This is a genomic window from Mesorhizobium montanum (genome assembly GCF_033977145.1).
GTDB classification, from domain to species: domain Bacteria; phylum Pseudomonadota; class Alphaproteobacteria; order Rhizobiales; family Rhizobiaceae; genus Mesorhizobium; species Mesorhizobium montanum.
Genome location: NZ_JAVIJF010000005.1, coordinates 272369 through 289029, shown reverse-complemented (window position 1 = coordinate 289029; position 16661 = coordinate 272369). Strand labels below are relative to the sequence as shown.

Genomic DNA, 16661 nt, shown 5'->3' with positions numbered 1-16661 from the left:
GATTTGAACGATGGCGTTCCTTCACACCCCCCTCTGTCCTGCCGGACATCTCCCCCGCAAGGGGGGAGATTGGCCGTCACCGGCGCTTTCGCCAATCGCCCAAGCCTCCTCACCGCTTGATCTCCCAGGTCGTCACGCGCCCTCCGGTGGCAGGGTCCTTGCCGTCCTTCAACTGCACGCCTTGCGCCAGAAGCTCGTCGCGCACGCGATCCGCTTCGGCCCAGTTCTTCGCCGCGATCAGCGCAAGGCGATCGACGATCGCCTTAGCTACAGCCGCCTCGTCTACCTTGGCCGCACCAACATCGAAGCCGAGGAAGGCGAGCGCCGCCTTCAGGGATGCGGCGACGGCGTTCTCGCCGGTGCCAGTGAACTCCATCGCCTCGCCGGCGAGCTGCGTCAGCCGCTGGAAGGTAGTGTAGGTGGCGAGATCGTCGGAGAGCGCTTCCACCACCTCGGCCGGCAGGTCCTTCGCGGCCGCGGGCGCGAGGTCTGCCGCGCGCTTCCATTTGCGCAGCGTGTTTTCCGCCTCCTCCAGCTTGCGCACCGAGAAGTCGATCGGCTCGCGGTAGTGCGTCATCAGCATCGCCAGCCTGAGCACCTCGCCCGGCCAGGTGCGGCCGCCGAAGGTCTCGGTCTCCAAGAGTTCATGGATAGAATAGAAATTGCCGAGGCTCTTCGACATCTTCTGGCCTTCGACCTGCAGGAAGCCGTTGTGCATCCACACATTGGCCATGACCCTGGTGCCGTGGGCGCAGCGCGACTGGGCGATCTCGTTCTCATGGTGCGGGAAGATCAGGTCCAGCCCACCGCCATGGATGTCGAAGATTTCGCCGAGATAGGCGGCCGACATGGCCGAGCATTCGATGTGCCAGCCGGGCCGGCCCCTGCCCCATGGGCTGTCCCAGCCCGGTTCTTCCGGGCCCGATAATTTCCACAGCACGAAGTCGCCGGGGTTCTTCTTGTGCGCGTCGACGGCGACGCGCGCGCCCGCCTGCTGCTCGTCGAGATTGCGCTTCGACAGCTCGCCGTAATCCGGCATCGAGGCGGTGTCGAACAGCACCTCGCCGCCGGCGACGTAGGCGTGGCCGCGCTCGATCAGCTGGCGGATCAGCGAGAGCATGTCGGCTTTGCCGTCAGCGCGGGGCGCTACAAACTCGGTGGCGCGCGGCTCGTAGGTGGGCTGCAGGCAGCCGAGCGCGGCGACATCCTTGTGGTACTGGTCGGCGGTCTTTTCGGTGACCTGGCGGATGGCGTCATTGAGCGACAGCTTTCCGGCTGCGATGTCGCCGCCGAAGTCACGCAGCGCGCGGGCATTTATCTTGTCGTCGACGTCCGTGATGTTGCGCACATACGTGACTTGGCTTTGGCCGTAGAGTTGGCGCAACAGACGGAAGAGCACGTCGAAGACGATCGCCGGACGCGCATTGCCGATATGGGCGAAGTCGTAGACGGTCGGGCCGCAGACATACATGCGCACATTTTGCGGATCGATCGGAACGAAACGCTCCTTCCTCCGCGTTAGCGTGTTGTAGAGGCTGAGGCCCTTCGATGCGTCAGACATGCGTGCCCTTCCGATCCCTTGGATTGGTCGGAGCCTTTCTTGCGCCGCAGGCGCAAATCGGGCTCCAGCCTGCTGGCCGGGGCGTTTGTCCACTCTAGGGAAAGATGAGGCGAAAACGTCCGGACCAGCGCGAGGCTAGCCAATAATGCAAATGCCACAAATGGCGAAAGACGTTTTCATGGGCGGCTTTATCGCGCTGGCAGGTGTTGCCGTCAAGTCGCTCCACTCAGGAAAGATGTCGTTGGATCACAGGTAAAAACAGGCCGAAACATTTTATTAAACATGTCGGCACAGTGATGAAACATTCGCCGGCTAGACCGCCAGATGTCACGATTTGGTCGGAATCAGCCGCCAAACGCCGAACACGAAACCGTTACCAGGGAAGAGAACAATGGCTCGCAACAAGCAGGAACAGAACCGACAAACGCAGCCCGCACTGGCCAGCCACTACCGCGCGATCGGCCCGGCGGCAATCGTCGCGGCTCTTCTCCACACCGCGAAGAAGAAGAAGCCGGCGCAGAAGATCATCTCGCCACGCGCCGCCTGAAACGGCACGACCGGCGCAGTCTCCAATGATGGAGACGCCGGCGATGAGGGCGCCAACCAGCCCCAGGAGATGAAGGCCCCAAAAGCAGCCTCTAGAGGCAAGCAGCCTTCGCTAAAACAAGCTCATCTGGTTTTCGTCCGCGCCAGGCTTCTGGCGCCTGACCTTCTCGGCTTGCGGCTCGACGATGCCGCGCTCCTGAATCTCAGGCCCGGTGTTTCCGACCTTGTTGACAAGGTCGGAAACCGGAATCGCTTCGAAGAAATCGAGCTCGGCCGGCTTCAGCAGATCGAGCACGTCACGCGGCTCCTGCGTGCGGCAATCGAGCCAGCGGCCAAAGTCGCGTTCCTCGATCACCACCGGCATGCGGTGATGGATATGGGCGATGCCAGCATTGGCCTCAATCGTGAGAATCGCGCCGGTGTCCATCTCGGAGCCGCCCGGTTCGGCATAGGTCTCGATCAGCCCGGCGAAGGCGATCACTCCGCCTTGCTTCGGCCGGATCCAGTAAGGTTGGCCCTTTTTGCCGCCCGATTGCTGCCATTCATAGAAGCCCGACGCCGGCACAAGAGCGCGACGGTGGCGCATGGCCGTCTTGAACGAGGCCTTCTGCAGCACGCCTTCGGAGCGGGCGTTGATGAGCAGCGGAAACGCCTTGGTGTCCTCGACCCAGGTCGGAATCAGGCCCCAGCGCACCAGCATCGCCTGCCGGTCCGGCAGATTCGAGCCAGGCTCCCGCTGTGGGGCGGCGAGCGCCATCAGCACCGGCTGGGTGGGCGCGATGTTGTAGCGCGCCGGGAATTCCTCCAGCTCCGCCAGGCCAAGCAAGGCGGCGGTCTGGTCCGGCGTGGCGGTCAAGGCAAAGCGTCCGCACATGGATCTGGGTTCTTGGATTAATGTGCAATGAAAGTGGCGATGGAACCGCCACGCTGCAACGGCTAAAACCAGGTCGGGCCAATCGGTCCACAACAGGATGCGGGAGAAACTCGGCTACCCCATGGAACAGCGCAAGATCATACCGGCCGTTTCCGTCGCCGTCGTGCGCGGTGACACGGTGCTTCTGGTCAAGCGTGCGCGGGCGCCGTCGCAAGGGCTCTATGCCTATCCCGGCGGCAAGGTCGAGCCGGGCGAAACGCTCGCGCAGGCCGCGGCGAGGGAGTTGCAGGAAGAGACCGGGCTAACGGCTACCGACTACCGCCCACTGCGCGACATCCATATCGACGGCAGCGGCGAAGGTCACCCGGTCGACTATCTGCTGACGGTGTTCGGCGCGGCCTATGCCGGAGGCGAACCCATAGCCAGCGACGATGCCGAGACCGCGGCTTTCTACACGCTGGCGGAGATGGCCGCGATGCCGCTTGCCGGCGATGTGTTCTCGGTCGCCGCGGAATTGCTCGGACCTGTTTAGGACGCGTGGCCAAGCCGAAAATCGCCTTGCAGGCGACAAAATGTTTCGCCACAAAGCTTTAGCTCCCTCACGCCAAGGCTTTGATGACCCGTGCCTCGCCCTTTCTTGCCGCATGCCTTGCCGTCAGCATGGCTGTCGCGGCGCGCCCGGCGCTCGCGGCCGAGGCGCCTTTCGAGCCGGGGCTGATGCGGCTGGCGGAAGTGCTCGGCTCGCTGCATTTCCTGCGCAATCTCTGCGGCGAGAGGGGCGACCAGTGGCGGGTCGAGATGGAAAAGCTGCTCGAATCGGAAAACCCCGATCCCGAGCGGCGCGCCCGCTTTATCGCGTCCTTCAATCGCGGCTACCGCTCCTTCAGCGACACCTATACCCAATGCACGCCTTCGGCGACCGAGGCTATCGCCCGCTACTTGAAGGAAGGCGAGACGTTGTCGCGCGACATAGCTTCCCGCTACGGCAATTGAGGCCGGATCGGCGGCGGCCGCGTTTTGCGCGGATTTCTGTGACAATCGGTGGCCAATGTGACGTGCCTTATTGTCTCCTGTCCCGCTCTGGTGCAATCATGGTGTTGCACTTGCGCAACAGCGTTAATGAAACGTTAGCGCGCAATTGTGGAATTAACTCAAACTGAAGGTTTTGATGCCGCAAGCCGGTCTAATCGGCTAAGCTCGGCACCGATTGAGGGCAGTCTCGCCAGCAAAGTAGATTTCGACCCTAAAAATGTCGTATTTACAAAGACTTAGTTGAGGCTGCGGGACGAACTGACAGGCCAAGCCAGATCCATTCGGTCGGATCGCCGCTTGCAGAAGGTGGACATCGCAATGGAACATGGTGTCAGCGACATCGACGCGTTGGTCAGGGAAGAAAAGCGCCTGACCGCCGTGGAGAGCCACAGCGAAGCCTGGGCCGAGGGACTGTCGGCCGGCATCGAACCGGAAATCATCGCCGAAGCAGCGCTGGAGACCGCCTTCGGCGAGATGTTGCGCGCCAATGGCGAGACCTCGGCGCTCGCCCTGCTCGACCGCATGCGGGAAAAGGTGATTGGCGGCGCCTTCGAGCCGGAACGGCTCAAGCACTAGCCACCTGCTTTGACAGCGACTTTTTGACGTTGACTTTTGACGGCGACGCACCGTTTGGGCATCATGCCCGTGCGCTTGGACATTCGGGGCGCCGGCCGGGACCGAGTCCGGGAACCATGGAGAGGCAAGCGGTGGGATTTTCGATGTCAGGCCGGCCGCGCGGGCTGGCCCTCAACATCCTGATCGCCGCTTCCTGCCTGGCGCTGCTTCCGTGCCTCACCGCCACGCCTTCCTACGCACTTAGCGAAATCCAGCGCGAGGACCTGCCTTCCCCGGTCACCCCGCCCGCCAACGGCGACAGCGCCGCGCCCGGCGCCACCATGCCGATGCCTGAGGCACCCGGCACCAAGCCCTCGGACAGCGGCCAGCCGGCCGACGACACGGACAAGTCAGAGCCGCAAACGCCGCCCGCCAATGGCGGCGTCACCAGCCCGCGCGCCGATCCCGATGCGCCGCCACCCACGGTCGTCTACGACCTCAACACGCTTCCCGAACCGGTCAAGCGCATGCATGGGCTGATCATCGAGGCCTGCCGGACCGGCGACATCGAGAAGCTGAGGCCGCTGATCGGCAAGGGCGATGGGATGACGCAATTGTCGCTGGGCGACATCGACGGCGACCCGGTCACTTTTCTCAAAAGCCTCTCGGGCGACGGCGACGGCCAGGAAATCCTCGCCATCCTGGAAGAGGTGCTTTCGGCCGGCTACGTCCATCTCGACACCGGCACGCCGCAGGAACTTTATGTCTGGCCGTATTTCTTCGCGCTGCCGCTCGACAAGCTCGATCCCAGGCAGCGTGTCGAATTGTTCAAGCTGGTCACTGCAAGCGACTATGACGACATGAAACAGTTCGGCGCCTACATCTTCTACCGCGTCGGCATCACGCCGACCGGCCAGTGGCTGTTCTTCGTCGCGGGGGATTGAGCTAGGAACTCATCTCTCGGCGGCCTCCGGCCATAGGCGAGCCGCTTCCTTTCGCAAGGTCGAAATAGCGTCGGTTCCCACCGTGACATCCATTTGCAGAACGTCGGCCGCGTCGCCTAATTCGCCTTTGTCCCCGAGCTTGCTCACGACCCAGGCGACTTTGCGTTCGATGTCGGGGCCATAGGCGATTTGCGCCTTATCGAGGGCTTCGGTCGGGATTTGCCCATACGCCTTGACCAGCATACCGAGATCGAAAGCATCTCGGTATGCTGTTGCACGGTCCTGGCATCGATCGGCATTCGCCAGCAGCTTCTCGGCAAACATGTCTGCGGGAACGAGGGCCGGTATCCCCAAATCATCGTCGAAATGACCGCGCAAATCGATGCGGCCTTCGCGGACGACTTCGAACCGGATCGGTTGGCCCCTCAGGCGCACCACTGTCCTCAGGCCATATTGGTCGATCTGGAAATCCCGGATGGCTTCGACGGGCTCAGGGAAAAAAGCCCGAACGCCGAGTTCCGATGCTCGTGTTCGCAGCTCGCGGTAGCCGCTCGCGTCGGCGCAAAGGAAATCCAAATCCAGTGACCGGCGATACTCGTCAAGCTTCATGACGATGGCCGTGCCACCGCCAAACCAGCATTGGGTGGCCGTCAGAAAATCACGATCCATCAATCTGAGGGCTTCGGCAATTGTCTTATGTTCCGGTTTTCTGAACGCCTTCATGATCTCTGCCCGCGGTATTCCTGTCCGGCGCAACGGTTGCGCGCGTCGAGGACAACAAGATGAATTATCACGATGTGGTCAGAAGGATACCGTGGCCAAATTCGTCAGCCAATTTCATGATAAGCAGCTTCTCACGTGCCGTAAGGCGCTTTTGGTCGACAAAGCGCCAATTGCGTTCGTAAAGCGCAAAGGCCTCTTTTGCGGGGATCGGGCGCGCGACATCGCGGTTCCAAGCGAGTGCCTGGAGTTCGGGAAATTCTGCAGGAATGATCGGCGCAATATTCGCGGTCATAGCCCTCTGAACATAATGCAGAGCATTTAAGAAATCCAATAACGCCTAATGCATGTCGCCCAAAGTGCGCAGCGGTTTTGGGATAACGACATGCATCAAAACAAAGACTTAAAGCGCGTCGCATGAATCCGTTTCATCGCGACGCGCTTTAGGCCGGCAGCGCCTCGGAGAACTCCACCGCCCTGCCCTGGCTGGGTGTCGCGATCTCGCCTTCCCACATGACGCGGCTGCCGCGCACGATGGTGCCGACGGGCCAGCCGGTCACCTGCCTGCCGTCATAGGGCGTCCAACCGGCCTTGGAGCCGGCCTGGGCGTTGGTGATGGTCTCGCGCCGCTTCATATCGACAACCGTGAAATCGGCATCGTAGCCGGCGGCGATGCGGCCTTTTCTGGCCATGCCGAAGATGCGCTGCGGGCCGTGACTGGAAAGGTCGACGAAGCGCTGCAGAGTGAGCCGGCCGGCATTCACATGATCGAGCATGATCGGCACCAGCGTCTGCACGCCGGTCATGCCCGACGGCGAGGCCGGATAGGTCTTTGCCTTTTCGGCCAGCGTGTGCGGTGCGTGGTCGGACCCCAGGACATCGACGATGCCTTGCGAAATGCCATGCCAGACGCCGTCGCGGTGGCGCGAGGCCCGCACCGGCGGATTCATCTGGATCAGCGTGCCCAGCCGCGCATAGTCGTCGGCGCTCAGCGTCAGATGATGCGGCGTCGCCTCACAGGTCGCCACATCCTTGTGCTGTTCGAGGAAGACGATCTCCTCGGCCGTCGAGACGTGCAGCACATGGATGCGCGCGCGCGTCTGCCTTGCAATACGCACCAAGCGCTCGGTGCAGCGCAGTGCCGCGATCTCGTCGCGCCAGACCGGATGCGACGACGGATCGCCCTCGATGCGTTCGCCGATCCGTTCGCGCAGGCGGAACTCGTCCTCCGAGTGGAAGGCGGAGCGGCGGCGGGTGTTCCTGAGGATCGAAGCGACGCCCTCGTCGTCCTCGACCAGAAGGTCGCCGGTGGACGAACCCATGAATACTTTAATGCCGGCCGCTCCCGGCAGCCGTTCCAGTTCGCCGACATCGCCGGCATTGTCACGCGTGCCGCCGACCCAGAAGGCGAAGTCGCAATGCATGCGGCCGGTGGCGCGGCGCACCTTGTCGGCAAGCGCCGCCTCGCTGGTGGTCAGCGGATTGGTGTTGGGCATCTCGAAGACGGCGGTGACACCGCCGAGCACCGCGGCGCGGGAGCCGGTTTCGAGATCCTCCTTATGCTCCAGCCCCGGCTCGCGGAAATGCACCTGGCTGTCGACGACGCCCGGCAGGATGTGCAGGCCCGTGCAGTCGATGGTTTCGCCGGCCGAGGCCTGGCTAAGATCGCCGATCCGCGCGATGCGGCCATGCTTGACGCCAACGTCGCGAAAACCCTCGCCGTCATGGTTGACCACCGTGCCGCCTGTCAGGATGAGGTCGAAGGTGGTTGCCATGGGCAGGTCCAATCTCTTGCGGGGGGAGTGTGGCCGGCTTACGTAATGACCAAACGTTTTGCAAGATCAGGCCGATTTTACGCTCATGCCCTTTGCCCAACTCAAAGACCGCTCGCTCATTTCCGTGTCAGGCCCCGAGGCCGAGCATTTCTTACAGAACATCCTCACCACAGATCTCGACACACTTGGCCCCGGCCAGGCAAAGCCCGGTGCGCTGCTGGCGCCGCAAGGCAAGATCCTGTACGATTTCCTGATCTCGCGCGCCAGCGATCACGGTTTCCAGCTGGAATGCCGCGCCGACATCGCCGACGATTTCATGCGTCGGCTGATGCTTTACCGGCTGAGGGCCAAGGCCGATATTGCCAAGCAGGACCAGGCGCTTGTCACGGTCGCATGGGGCGATGATTCAACCGCCTCACCTTCCGATTCAACGGCGCTCGCCGACATGCGCTTCCGCGATGTGTCGGTAAGGCGTATTTATGGCGGCGAAGCAAAGGACGGTGCCGATGCGAATGCCTGGCAGGCCCTGCGCATCGCCAACGGCATCGCCGAGAGCGGCAGCGACTACCAGCTCGGCGATGCCTTCCCGCACGACGTGCTGCTCGACGAAACCGGCGGCGTAGGCTTCAAGAAGGGCTGCTACATCGGCCAGGAAGTGGTCTCACGCATGCAGCACCGCGGCACCGCGCGTCGACGTGTGCTGATCGCATCGGCCGACAGCCCCCTGCCCGCTTCGGGAACCGAGCTCACAATTGCCGGCCGGCCGGTGGGCGCGCTCGGTTCTGCCGGCGACCGTACCGGTCTTGCCATCGCCCGCATCGACCGCGTCAAGGCGGCGCTCGATGCCGGCGAGGCAATCCTGGCGGGCGAGGTTCCAGTAACGCTCGCGATTCCCGCATGGGCGAAGTTCTCCTTCCCACGGGACGCGGTCGGCGCGGAGGAGGCTTGATGGCGGCCGACCGGGCCGGCGCGCCGCCGCGCGCCTGGCAACGCATGCTTTCCGGCCGGCGGCTCGACCTGCTCGATCCATCGCCGCTCGACATCGAGATTGCCGACATTGCGCACGGCCTTGCCCGCGTTGCCCGCTGGAACGGCCAGACCAGCGGCGATCACGCTTTTTCCGTGGCGCAGCATTCGCTGCTGGTCGAGGCGCTCTATGGCGAGTTGGCGCCACAGGCCACGGCCGAGGCGCGGCTCGCCGCGCTGCTGCACGACGCGCCGGAATATGTCATCGGCGATATGATCTCACCCTTCAAGTCGGTCATGGGCGGTTCCTACAAGGACTGCGAGCTGCGCCTGCAGCACGCCATCCATCTGCGCTTCTCGCTGCCGGCGGAGCTTGCCGCGACCTTGCACAAGGACATCAAGCGCGCCGACCAGATCGCCGCCTATTACGAGGCGACGCTGCTTGCCGGCTTTTCGACCGCCGAGGCGACCGAGTATTTCGGCCGGCCGCGCGGCTTCTCCGCCGATCGTTTCGACTTCACGCCAAAATCCGTGACCTGGGCGCAGACGGCTTTTCTCAAGCGTTTCAAGACGCTGGAAGGCGGGCGCCAGTCTTCGCTTGTCGTGAATTCAGTCCCATAAAAGAACGCTAAATTAACCAGCGACTAGGACAGTATTGCGTTCGGTTACCGTCCGAAGGCGTGCTTCATGCCTGGCGCACATGTCAAGACTGGTTCGGCCGCTGGCCGGCGGAAGGCGGCCGGCATTGGTCCGGCGCGGCGAATAGCGGAGGAACTGCGCGCGCAAAACGAGCGTTTCTCGGCCGCTGTCGAGAACATGTCGCATGGGCTGTGCATGTTCGACGCCGATGAGCGGGTGATCATCTGCAACCGTAACTACATCGACATCTTCAACCTGGACGCCAAAGTGGTGAAGCCTGGCATTCGCTTCTTCGACATCTTGCAGCACAGCGTCGACATCGGCGTCGCTTCGCAGAGCGCCAGCGAGCTCTATGCTATCCGCAAGCCTTACATCGACGGCGCCAAACCTTCGACCTATGAGGAAGTTCTGTCGGACGGGCGCATCATCGTCATTTCGCACCGGCCGATCGCCGTTGGCGGCTGGGTGTCGATCTACCAGGATGTGACCGAACAGCGGCGCGCCGAAGCGGAATTGAAAGAGCAGCACCGCCGCTTCGACGCCGCTTTAGCCAACATGTCGCAAGGCCTGCTGATGTACAGCGCTCAGGGCCGCCTGATCGTGCGCAATCAGCGCTTCCTGGACCTGTGCAACGCCAAGGCCGCGGATTTCGCGCTTGGCATGACGCACAGCCAGATGCTGGAGAAACTCGTTCGTCTCGGCATCTTCGTGCCTATTGAAGTCGACGTCGAGGTGGGAAAGACGAAAGCGGCCCTGGAGGCGGGCCAGTCGCGTTCGAGCTATCGCGAGCTTGTCGACGGCCGCACGCTCTTTGTCTCTCGCCGGCCGCTCGCCGGAGGCGGCTGGGTTGCCACCTTCGAGGACGTGACCGAACGGCGGCGCACCGAAGAGCGCATGACCCATCTTGCGCATCATGACACGCTGACCAATCTGCCCAACCGCTCGATGTTTCGCGAACGGCTGGACCAGGTGCTTGGCGAGCCCAAGGCCAGGCCGCTGGCGATCTTCTCGCTCGACCTCGACCGCTTCAAGGCCGTCAACGACACATTCGGCCACCCGGCCGGGGACTGGCTGCTGAAGTGCGTTGCCAAGCGGCTGCAGCACGCCGTGCGGAGCAGCAAGGACGTGGTGGCGCGCTTCGGTGGCGACGAGTTCGCCATCATCCAGTTCGGCATCAAGAGCGCCGCCGACGCCGAAAAGCTCGCCAAGCGCATCGTCGAGATCATCGGCAAGCCCTATCGCGACAAGGGGCGCGAAATGCATGTGGGCGTGAGTCTCGGCATCGCGCTCCATCCCGGCGACGGGCATGATGCCGATACGCTGCTCACCAACGCCGACATGGCGCTCTACCGGGGCAAGAGCGAAGGGCGCAATGTCTATCGCTTTTTCGAACCGGGCATGGATGCCCTGATGCGGGAGCGCCGGGCGCTCGAGGTCGATCTTGAAGCGGCACTCCCCAAGCGCGAATTCGAGCTCGATTTCCAGCCGATCCTCAACATCGGCTCCGGCAAAATCGTCGGCGCGGAAGCCCTGATGCGCTGGCGCTCGCCGTCGCGCGGGCTGGTGTCGCCGGAAAACTTCATCGCCGTCGCCGAGGAGACGGGATTGATCGTGCAACTCGGCGACTGGGCGCTGCGCAAGGCCTGCAACGTGGCAGCGAACTGGCCGCCGGACATGCACATGGCCGTCAATGTCTCGGCCGCGCAGATCAAGAGCGGCGGCTTCGCCCGTAGCGTGATCTCGGCGCTTGCCTTTTCCGGCCTGCCGGCCAACCGCCTGGAGCTCGAAATCACCGAAACGGTGATGATGGATGAAAGCGACGCGGTGCTGAAGACGCTGAGCCAATTGCGCGGTCTCGGCGTGCGCATCGCGCTCGACGATTTCGGCACAGGCTATTCCTCGCTCGGCTATCTGCGACGCTTCCCCGTCGACAAGATCAAGATCGACCGCTCCTTCATCCGCGACTCCGACAAGCGCGACACGGCGGCGATCGTGCGCACGGTGATCGGGCTCGGCGCCGAGCTCGGCATCACCGTCACCGCCGAAGGGGTCGAGACCGAAGCGCAGCTCGACATGCTGCGCAAAGCCGGCTGCGGCGAGGCGCAAGGCTATCTGATCGGCGTGCCGGCCAAGGCGTCCGACATGACCCGGCTGCTGCGCTCGCAGACACTGCAGCGCCAGTCAGGCTGACGTCCAGCCCTCGCCAATCAGCGCAGCGTCTCGATGTATTTCTCGTGGAAGCTCACATAGCCGGGCTCGACCACCTTGAGATGGCGCTCGATCAACCGGTGGAATTCCGGCAGTTGGTGGAACGGCACGCCGGGATAGGCGTGGTGCTCGGCATGATAAGGCATGTTCCAGGCGAGCTTGCGCACGAACCAGTTGGACAGTGTCGTGCGGGTGTTTTCGAGCATGTTGGCGACGAAAGGGCAGCGGCCGTGCTCGGCCAGCAGATAAAGCCGCAGGAAGGGCTGGCCGAGCAGCGCCGGCACGATCCAGACATAGAGCAGCACGGATGCCTTGAACCAGACGGCAAGCGCCAGCAGGACGACGTAGAAGGCGATCATCGCCCTCGCCTCGGCCTTTACTTTCGGCAAGCCCTTTGGCGGCACGTAACTGTCCCGGCAGCCGCCGGTCGCATTGGTGTAGAGCGTCTTGAAATGGCCCCACCACACCGGCAGCCCGGAGACATGGACGATGTATTGCCGCAAGGTCTCGGGCTTCGGGAAGGCCAGTTCCGGATCGTGCTCGGGGTCCTGGGTGAAGCGGTGATGGGCGAAGTGGAAAAAGCGGAACCAGTCGGCGGGCAGCGCGACCGCCAGGCTGCAGAGACGCGCGACCACATCGTTCAGCCGCTGCGTTTCGAACGCCGTCCTGTGCACGGTTTCATGCAGCAATGTGAACAAGAACACGATGAGGACGCCCTGCGGCAGCATCAGCAGCGGCCAGAACGGCACTTGTGCCGCGATCAGCAGGCCAAGAACGATGATCGCGCCGAGATGCAGAGCAAGCTGGACAAGGCCCGGCCCATCCGATTTGCCGGTCAGCCGGCCGCGCTCCTCATTCGTCAGCGAGGCTATCACGTGGCGATGGTCGACGGTTTCGTGCCGATCGATTGCGTTCATGAAACTACGATACCCAGAAATAAACCTTTCGAAAAACGAGGATTTCTGCAAAATAGATAAGGCTACCTTATCTTTGGATCGCCATGGTCGCCCTTCCCTCCTTGCGCGGACTTCAGGCCTTCGAAGCGGCGGCGCGGACAGGCAGCTTTGCGGCCGCGGCGGAGGAGCTGTCGGTCTCGGCCGCCGCCGTCAGCCAGCTCATCCGCACCGTCGAGGAGCAGATGGGGCGAAGACTGTTCCACCGGGTCAACCGCCGCGCGGTGCTTACCGAGGCCGGGGTGGAGATGCTGCCGAGGCTCAGCATGGCCTTCCGGGAAATCGGCAGTGTCGCGCGCGATGTCGGCGGCGATGCGTTCCCGCCAAGGCTCGTCGTCTCGGTGCCGCCCTCCATGGCGATGGGTTGGCTCTCGGAGCGCCTCGCCGGCTTTGTTGCCGGCCATGGCGCCGCCGACATATCGCTCAGGGGCGATGACGATCCGGTGCCGTTCGATCATGAATTGATCGACATCCGCCTCTCTTACGGTCCGCATTATCGGGAGCATCCGACCGAGGAGATCGTCAGGGATGCCGTCTACCCCGTCTGCGCGCCGATGCTCGCCGGCGCGATCAAATCCGACAGCCTTGCAGGCCTGCCGCTCGTTCACACCGATTGGGGACCGACCGGTGCATCCTTTCCATCCTGGCGCAACTGGTTCGAGGCGGCGGGGAGCGAGCCGGGCCGCGCGACACAGCGCGGCCTTTCGGCCAACTCGTCGCGGGCAGCGCTCGATCTGGCCATTTCAGGACTGGGCGTGGCGCTGGCGCAAGGCGTCTACTGCGCGCAGGCGCTGGAAGACGGCCGGCTGGTCCGGCCTGGTGCCCGATCCTTGAAGTTGCGCCAGCCTTATTGCCTGACCATCCCTGAGCGCAGCGCAAGGCGCGATGTCGTGGCGGCGTTCCGTGAATGGCTGATCGAGGAATGCCGGCGCGCGGTCAAGTCACCGGTGCTCGACGCCCTGTCAATTTGAAAAATGGCGATCAAGATAAGCCCGCTCAAAGGTGTCCGGCCAAGGCCGTGACCATATCCTTGTTGGTCGCCACCGGTACGATCTCGAACTCGACCAGATCGTTCCACTCGATCGCCCAGCGCTGCAGGATTGTGACGTCGTCAGTTTCCACGAGCAGGAAGCAACGGCTCATGTCGCCAGCAATCCAGCTGTGATGGACGATGAGCTCGTCGGGCTTCAGCCGGCCACTCTCACGGAAGCGGCGGTAGATTTCCTTACGATCGCAGCCGCGATAATCCTCGATCACGAAAAACAGCATTCTCTTCCCTCAATGCAGACGATTACTTCTCCGGCCGCTACTTATCTGGTCTCTCCAGGCGCTCCAGAAACCATTGCGTCAGTCGCACCCAGAGCTCGTCCTTCTCGCCGGAATCCTCCCAGCCATGGTCGAGATTGGGATTGTCGTTGACCTCGATGACGAAGACCCCGTCCTTGGTTTCCTTGAGGTCGACGCCGTAGAGGCCGTCGCCGATGCACTTTGCCGCCCGGACCGCCGTCTCGACGACATGCGGCGGCGTCTGCTTCAGCGTGAAGGTTTTTATGCCGCCCTGGTCCGGCTTGCCGCTGGCCTTGTGGTTGACGATCTGCCAGTGCTTCTTGGCCATCAGATAATGGACGGCAAACAGCGGCTGGCCGCCGAGCACGCCGACGCGCCAGTCATATTCGGTCGGAATGAATTTCTGCGCGATCAGCAGATCGGAATCTTCCAGCCACTCGGTCGCGAGCTTGGTCAGCTCGAGCATGTTCTCGCATTTCTTGACGCCGCGCGAGAAGGACGAATCCGGGATCTTCAGAACCAGCGGGAAGCCAAGCGCCTGCGCCGCCACCTCGAAGTCGGACGTGCCGGCGATCATCACCGTCGGCGGCACCGGCACCTTGTTGTAGGTCATCAGCTCGTTGAGATAGACCTTGTTGGTGCAGCGGATCATCGACAGCGGATCGTCGATCACCGGCATGCCTTCCTGCTGGGCGCGGCGCGCGAAGCGGTAGGTATGGTTGGAGATCGATGTGGTCTCGCGAATGAACAGTGCGTCGTAATTGGCGAGCTTGGCGAGATCCTTCCTGGTAATCGGCTCGACTTCGACGCCCATCTTCTCGGCGATCCTCGCCCAATAGCGCAGCGAGGAAATCTCCGACGGCGGCAGTTCCTCATGCGGGTCGACCAGCGTCGCAAACGTATAGCGCGCCGGCGTGCGGCCCTTGGTGTCGCGCCATTCGCGATTGGTGTAGGTGTCCAGGCATTGCAGGAAGAATTCTTCCTCGTCCTCGGTCATGCGGGCGAGCGGCAGGAAGCCGATCTTGCGGATCGAGGCCCATTCGGCGCTGTCCTTGATATGGACCTCGAGCGCCGGAGCACGGAACCAGTCGAACAAGAGCTTGGCGAAACGGTCCCATATTTTCGACGGGCCGATGCCGAAAAAGATCGCGGCCTTCGCCGGAAAAGTCCCGCCGAGGTCCTTGCGGCATTTGTTGAGTGCGAGCTCGAGCTCGGGCAGCGCGTGCTCGTAGAGCTTGCGCTCCGAGAGGTCGATCATGGTCTCGACGGTCGGGATCACCCTGTGGCCGCGCGAGCCTGCAAGCAGCGAGGCATAGTAGCCTCGGCTCTGATAGCCGTAATTGTTCGACAGGTTGATCACCTTCGGCCGCTGGCCGCGGAACAGCGCCGGATGCGCGAGGTAGTCGCGGTTGGTGATGATCTTGTGGGGTGTGGCCACCTGATCGAGATCGTTCTGCCTGCCTGTTAAGATGACCCAGGTCATTGTCTCAGCGTTTTCCCAGAGTGATGGCGGCGCGCAAGCCGTCGCGGCCGAACTGCGCCATGTTCATAAAGATGTCGTAGGGCACCGGAATGTTCGCGGCATCGAGAATCGTTTCCTGCCTTTCATCCTCGACCCACGGGTCGTGGATCAGGATATGGTCGCCATCGTCGCCGATGGCCAGCACCCAATGCGGCACCTTCTTGCCGAACATCAGGAAGCCGCTGATCAGCACCACCACCAGTTTGCCCTCGGCCAGAGCGTCACGGATGTCGCCAATGCCGAACGGACGGTAATTGACGGGGATGCCGTAAAGTTCGGCGCGGCGGCGGAAATCGACCTGGGCGAGCTCCATGACCCGGCGCTTGTCCTCGCTGCGCACCGACTGCAGGAACAGCGCGCCGTAGAAGGAGACGAATATCTCGGCGGCAAGTCCGCTCTCGTAGCCGGAGACCGCCAGGCCGAAAGGCTCGCAGCCGCCCGGGCCCGACATCATGAAGACGGTGGTGGCCTCGCGCCACAAGCGGATTTCCATCACCGGATCGGGCACGAAGCCACCGTCGAAATTGGCCATCGCCATCATCAGGCAGCACGGGCCGCAGGTGAATTCGCAGGTCTGCTGGTAGAACGGAACTTTGGTCGCCGTCGGCGTGTCGCCGCGCAGCGTCTTTTCGTAACGTAGCGCCGTGGCGCCATCCTCGTAATAGTCGGGCTCGCGGCCCAGTTTTCGATAGCCGGCCCGCTCGTAGATGCGGATGGCGCGATCATTGTCCTCGCGCACTTCTAGGCGCAGCAGCAGCCGGTCGTGCTCGAAGGCCGCGTCCTCGGCAGCCGCCAGCAGAAGACGGCCGAGGCCGAGCCGGCTGAAGAAAGGGCCGACAGCGATGGAGTAGAGCCGCGCCACACCGCTGCCCTTGCGGAACAGCACCACCGCATAGCCGGCGACGCGGCCCTCGTTCTCGGCCACCAGCATCTCGGCGGTTTCGCGTTCGATGAACTGGCGGAAGGAACGGCGCGAGAGCCTGTCGCCCGGAAAGACAGCCTTCTCGATGGCGGCGAGGTCATCGACGTCTGACGCGCGGGCCTTTCGAATCTCGGCAGGCATGCGGGCTTGGGAAAAC

Annotated in this window: 18 protein-coding genes; 9 read left to right on the top strand and 9 right to left on the bottom strand. The window is 63.1% G+C overall.

Translation table 11 applies throughout. From position 1 onward, the window contains the following. Positions 1-109 precede the first annotated feature (109 nt). Positions 110-1561: a cysteine--tRNA ligase gene (cysS, locus tag RFM68_RS09270; protein WP_320232428.1), complete on the bottom strand. Its 1452-nt coding sequence runs from the start codon at positions 1559-1561 to the stop codon at positions 110-112. Between the two features lie 391 nt (positions 1562-1952). Between cysS and RFM68_RS09265 the strand changes: the two genes are divergently transcribed. Next, positions 1953-2108, top strand: coding sequence for a hypothetical protein (locus RFM68_RS09265; protein WP_320232427.1), 156 nt, complete (start codon positions 1953-1955; stop codon positions 2106-2108). A gap of 111 nt (positions 2109-2219) precedes the next feature. On the opposite strand, the gene RFM68_RS09260 is transcribed toward RFM68_RS09265, so the two are convergent. After that, positions 2220-2981, bottom strand: coding sequence for an SOS response-associated peptidase (locus RFM68_RS09260; protein ID WP_320232426.1), 762 nt, complete (start codon positions 2979-2981; stop codon positions 2220-2222). 121 nt (positions 2982-3102) lie between these two features. On the opposite strand from RFM68_RS09260, the gene RFM68_RS09255 reads away from it, so the two are divergent. The 4 genes from RFM68_RS09255 to RFM68_RS09240 all read left to right on the top strand — a co-directional run bounded on the left by RFM68_RS09255 (position 3103) and on the right by RFM68_RS09240 (position 5512). Then, a complete protein-coding gene (locus RFM68_RS09255) occupies positions 3103-3513 on the top strand; it encodes an NUDIX hydrolase (RefSeq protein ID WP_430694837.1) in 411 nt (136 codons plus the stop codon). Positions 3514-3596: 83 nt separating this feature from the next. Further along, a complete protein-coding gene (locus RFM68_RS09250) occupies positions 3597-3974 on the top strand; it encodes a TIGR02301 family protein (RefSeq protein WP_320232424.1) in 378 nt (125 codons plus the stop codon). 357 nt (positions 3975-4331) lie between these two features. Beyond that, positions 4332-4589 carry a hypothetical protein gene (locus RFM68_RS09245; RefSeq protein ID WP_320232423.1) on the top strand — a complete coding sequence of 86 codons (258 nt, stop codon included), beginning with the start codon at positions 4332-4334 and terminating at the stop codon, positions 4587-4589. A gap of 131 nt (positions 4590-4720) precedes the next feature. Then, entirely contained in the window at positions 4721-5512 is a 792-nt protein-coding gene (locus RFM68_RS09240) for a hypothetical protein (RefSeq protein WP_320232422.1), read from the top strand. Positions 5513-5521: 9 nt separating this feature from the next. Here the strand turns inward: RFM68_RS09240 and RFM68_RS09235 are convergent, their stop codons facing one another. The 3 genes from RFM68_RS09235 to RFM68_RS09225 all read right to left on the bottom strand — a co-directional run bounded on the left by RFM68_RS09235 (position 5522) and on the right by RFM68_RS09225 (position 8007). Next, positions 5522-6235: a nucleotidyl transferase AbiEii/AbiGii toxin family protein gene (locus RFM68_RS09235; RefSeq protein ID WP_320232421.1), complete on the bottom strand. Its 714-nt coding sequence runs from the start codon at positions 6233-6235 to the stop codon at positions 5522-5524. A 67-nt stretch (positions 6236-6302) separates the two neighbouring features. Then, entirely contained in the window at positions 6303-6527 is a 225-nt protein-coding gene (locus tag RFM68_RS09230) for a hypothetical protein (protein ID WP_112095792.1), read from the bottom strand. Between the two features lie 148 nt (positions 6528-6675). After that, positions 6676-8007, bottom strand: coding sequence for a dihydroorotase (locus RFM68_RS09225; protein WP_320232420.1), 1332 nt, complete (start codon positions 8005-8007; stop codon positions 6676-6678). An 85-nt stretch (positions 8008-8092) separates the two neighbouring features. On the opposite strand from RFM68_RS09225, the gene ygfZ reads away from it, so the two are divergent. The 3 genes from ygfZ to RFM68_RS09210 all read left to right on the top strand — a co-directional run bounded on the left by ygfZ (position 8093) and on the right by RFM68_RS09210 (position 11802). Next, complete coding sequence (ygfZ, locus tag RFM68_RS09220; RefSeq protein ID WP_320232419.1) at positions 8093-8956, top strand: CAF17-like 4Fe-4S cluster assembly/insertion protein YgfZ; 864 nt, start codon at positions 8093-8095, stop codon at positions 8954-8956. Next, positions 8956-9594, top strand: a complete 639-nt coding sequence (locus RFM68_RS09215) for a YfbR-like 5'-deoxynucleotidase (RefSeq protein ID WP_320232418.1) — start codon at positions 8956-8958, stop codon at positions 9592-9594. Before ygfZ ends, RFM68_RS09215 begins: the two co-directional genes overlap by 1 nt. Before the next feature lie 66 nt (positions 9595-9660). Then, complete coding sequence (locus RFM68_RS09210) at positions 9661-11802, top strand: EAL domain-containing protein (RefSeq protein WP_320232417.1); 2142 nt, start codon at positions 9661-9663, stop codon at positions 11800-11802. A 17-nt stretch (positions 11803-11819) separates the two neighbouring features. Here RFM68_RS09210 and RFM68_RS09205 read toward each other — a convergent pair whose 3' ends face one another. Beyond that, positions 11820-12737, bottom strand: coding sequence for a fatty acid desaturase family protein (locus RFM68_RS09205; protein WP_320232416.1), 918 nt, complete (start codon positions 12735-12737; stop codon positions 11820-11822). 83 nt (positions 12738-12820) lie between these two features. Between RFM68_RS09205 and RFM68_RS09200 the strand changes: the two genes are divergently transcribed. Next, on the top strand, positions 12821-13744 hold the full coding sequence (locus tag RFM68_RS09200; protein WP_320232415.1) for a LysR substrate-binding domain-containing protein: 924 nt from the start codon (positions 12821-12823) through the stop codon (positions 13742-13744). A 25-nt stretch (positions 13745-13769) separates the two neighbouring features. Here RFM68_RS09200 and RFM68_RS09195 read toward each other — a convergent pair whose 3' ends face one another. The 3 genes from RFM68_RS09195 to RFM68_RS09185 are packed head-to-tail and all read right to left on the bottom strand — an operon-like array spanning position 13770 to position 16645. After that, entirely contained in the window at positions 13770-14042 is a 273-nt protein-coding gene (locus RFM68_RS09195; protein WP_320232414.1) for a DUF3303 domain-containing protein, read from the bottom strand. A gap of 37 nt (positions 14043-14079) precedes the next feature. Next, a complete protein-coding gene (locus RFM68_RS09190; protein ID WP_320232413.1) occupies positions 14080-15543 on the bottom strand; it encodes a RimK family ATP-grasp domain-containing protein in 1464 nt (487 codons plus the stop codon). Positions 15544-15547: 4 nt separating this feature from the next. After that, on the bottom strand, positions 15548-16645 hold the full coding sequence (locus RFM68_RS09185; RefSeq protein WP_320232412.1) for a peptidase C39 family protein: 1098 nt from the start codon (positions 16643-16645) through the stop codon (positions 15548-15550). Positions 16646-16661: the final 16 nt, after the last annotated feature.

What these genes read in the sequence shown, in the direction of transcription:
- cysS (WP_320232428.1), bottom strand. Translation starts at nt 1,561, where the DNA reads ATGTCTGACGCATCGAAGGGCCTCAGCCTCTACAACACGCTAACGCGG.
- RFM68_RS09265 (WP_320232427.1), top strand. Translation starts at nt 1,953, where the DNA reads ATGGCTCGCAACAAGCAGGAACAGAACCGACAAACGCAGCCCGCACTG.
- RFM68_RS09260 (WP_320232426.1), bottom strand. Translation starts at nt 2,981, where the DNA reads ATGTGCGGACGCTTTGCCTTGACCGCCACGCCGGACCAGACCGCCGCC.
- RFM68_RS09255 (WP_430694837.1), top strand. Translation starts at nt 3,103, where the DNA reads ATGGAACAGCGCAAGATCATACCGGCCGTTTCCGTCGCCGTCGTGCGC.
- RFM68_RS09250 (WP_320232424.1), top strand. Translation starts at nt 3,597, where the DNA reads ATGACCCGTGCCTCGCCCTTTCTTGCCGCATGCCTTGCCGTCAGCATG.
- RFM68_RS09245 (WP_320232423.1), top strand. Translation starts at nt 4,332, where the DNA reads ATGGAACATGGTGTCAGCGACATCGACGCGTTGGTCAGGGAAGAAAAG.
- RFM68_RS09235 (WP_320232421.1), bottom strand. Translation starts at nt 6,235, where the DNA reads ATGAAGGCGTTCAGAAAACCGGAACATAAGACAATTGCCGAAGCCCTC.
- RFM68_RS09230 (WP_112095792.1), bottom strand. Translation starts at nt 6,527, where the DNA reads ATGACCGCGAATATTGCGCCGATCATTCCTGCAGAATTTCCCGAACTC.
- RFM68_RS09225 (WP_320232420.1), bottom strand. Translation starts at nt 8,007, where the DNA reads ATGGCAACCACCTTCGACCTCATCCTGACAGGCGGCACGGTGGTCAAC.
- ygfZ (WP_320232419.1), top strand. Translation starts at nt 8,093, where the DNA reads ATGCCCTTTGCCCAACTCAAAGACCGCTCGCTCATTTCCGTGTCAGGC.
- RFM68_RS09215 (WP_320232418.1), top strand. Translation starts at nt 8,956, where the DNA reads ATGGCGGCCGACCGGGCCGGCGCGCCGCCGCGCGCCTGGCAACGCATG.
- RFM68_RS09210 (WP_320232417.1), top strand. Translation starts at nt 9,661, where the DNA reads ATGCCTGGCGCACATGTCAAGACTGGTTCGGCCGCTGGCCGGCGGAAG.
- RFM68_RS09205 (WP_320232416.1), bottom strand. Translation starts at nt 12,737, where the DNA reads ATGAACGCAATCGATCGGCACGAAACCGTCGACCATCGCCACGTGATA.
- RFM68_RS09200 (WP_320232415.1), top strand. Translation starts at nt 12,821, where the DNA reads ATGGTCGCCCTTCCCTCCTTGCGCGGACTTCAGGCCTTCGAAGCGGCG.
- RFM68_RS09195 (WP_320232414.1), bottom strand. Translation starts at nt 14,042, where the DNA reads ATGCTGTTTTTCGTGATCGAGGATTATCGCGGCTGCGATCGTAAGGAA.
- RFM68_RS09190 (WP_320232413.1), bottom strand. Translation starts at nt 15,543, where the DNA reads ATGACCTGGGTCATCTTAACAGGCAGGCAGAACGATCTCGATCAGGTG.
- RFM68_RS09185 (WP_320232412.1), bottom strand. Translation starts at nt 16,645, where the DNA reads ATGCCTGCCGAGATTCGAAAGGCCCGCGCGTCAGACGTCGATGACCTC.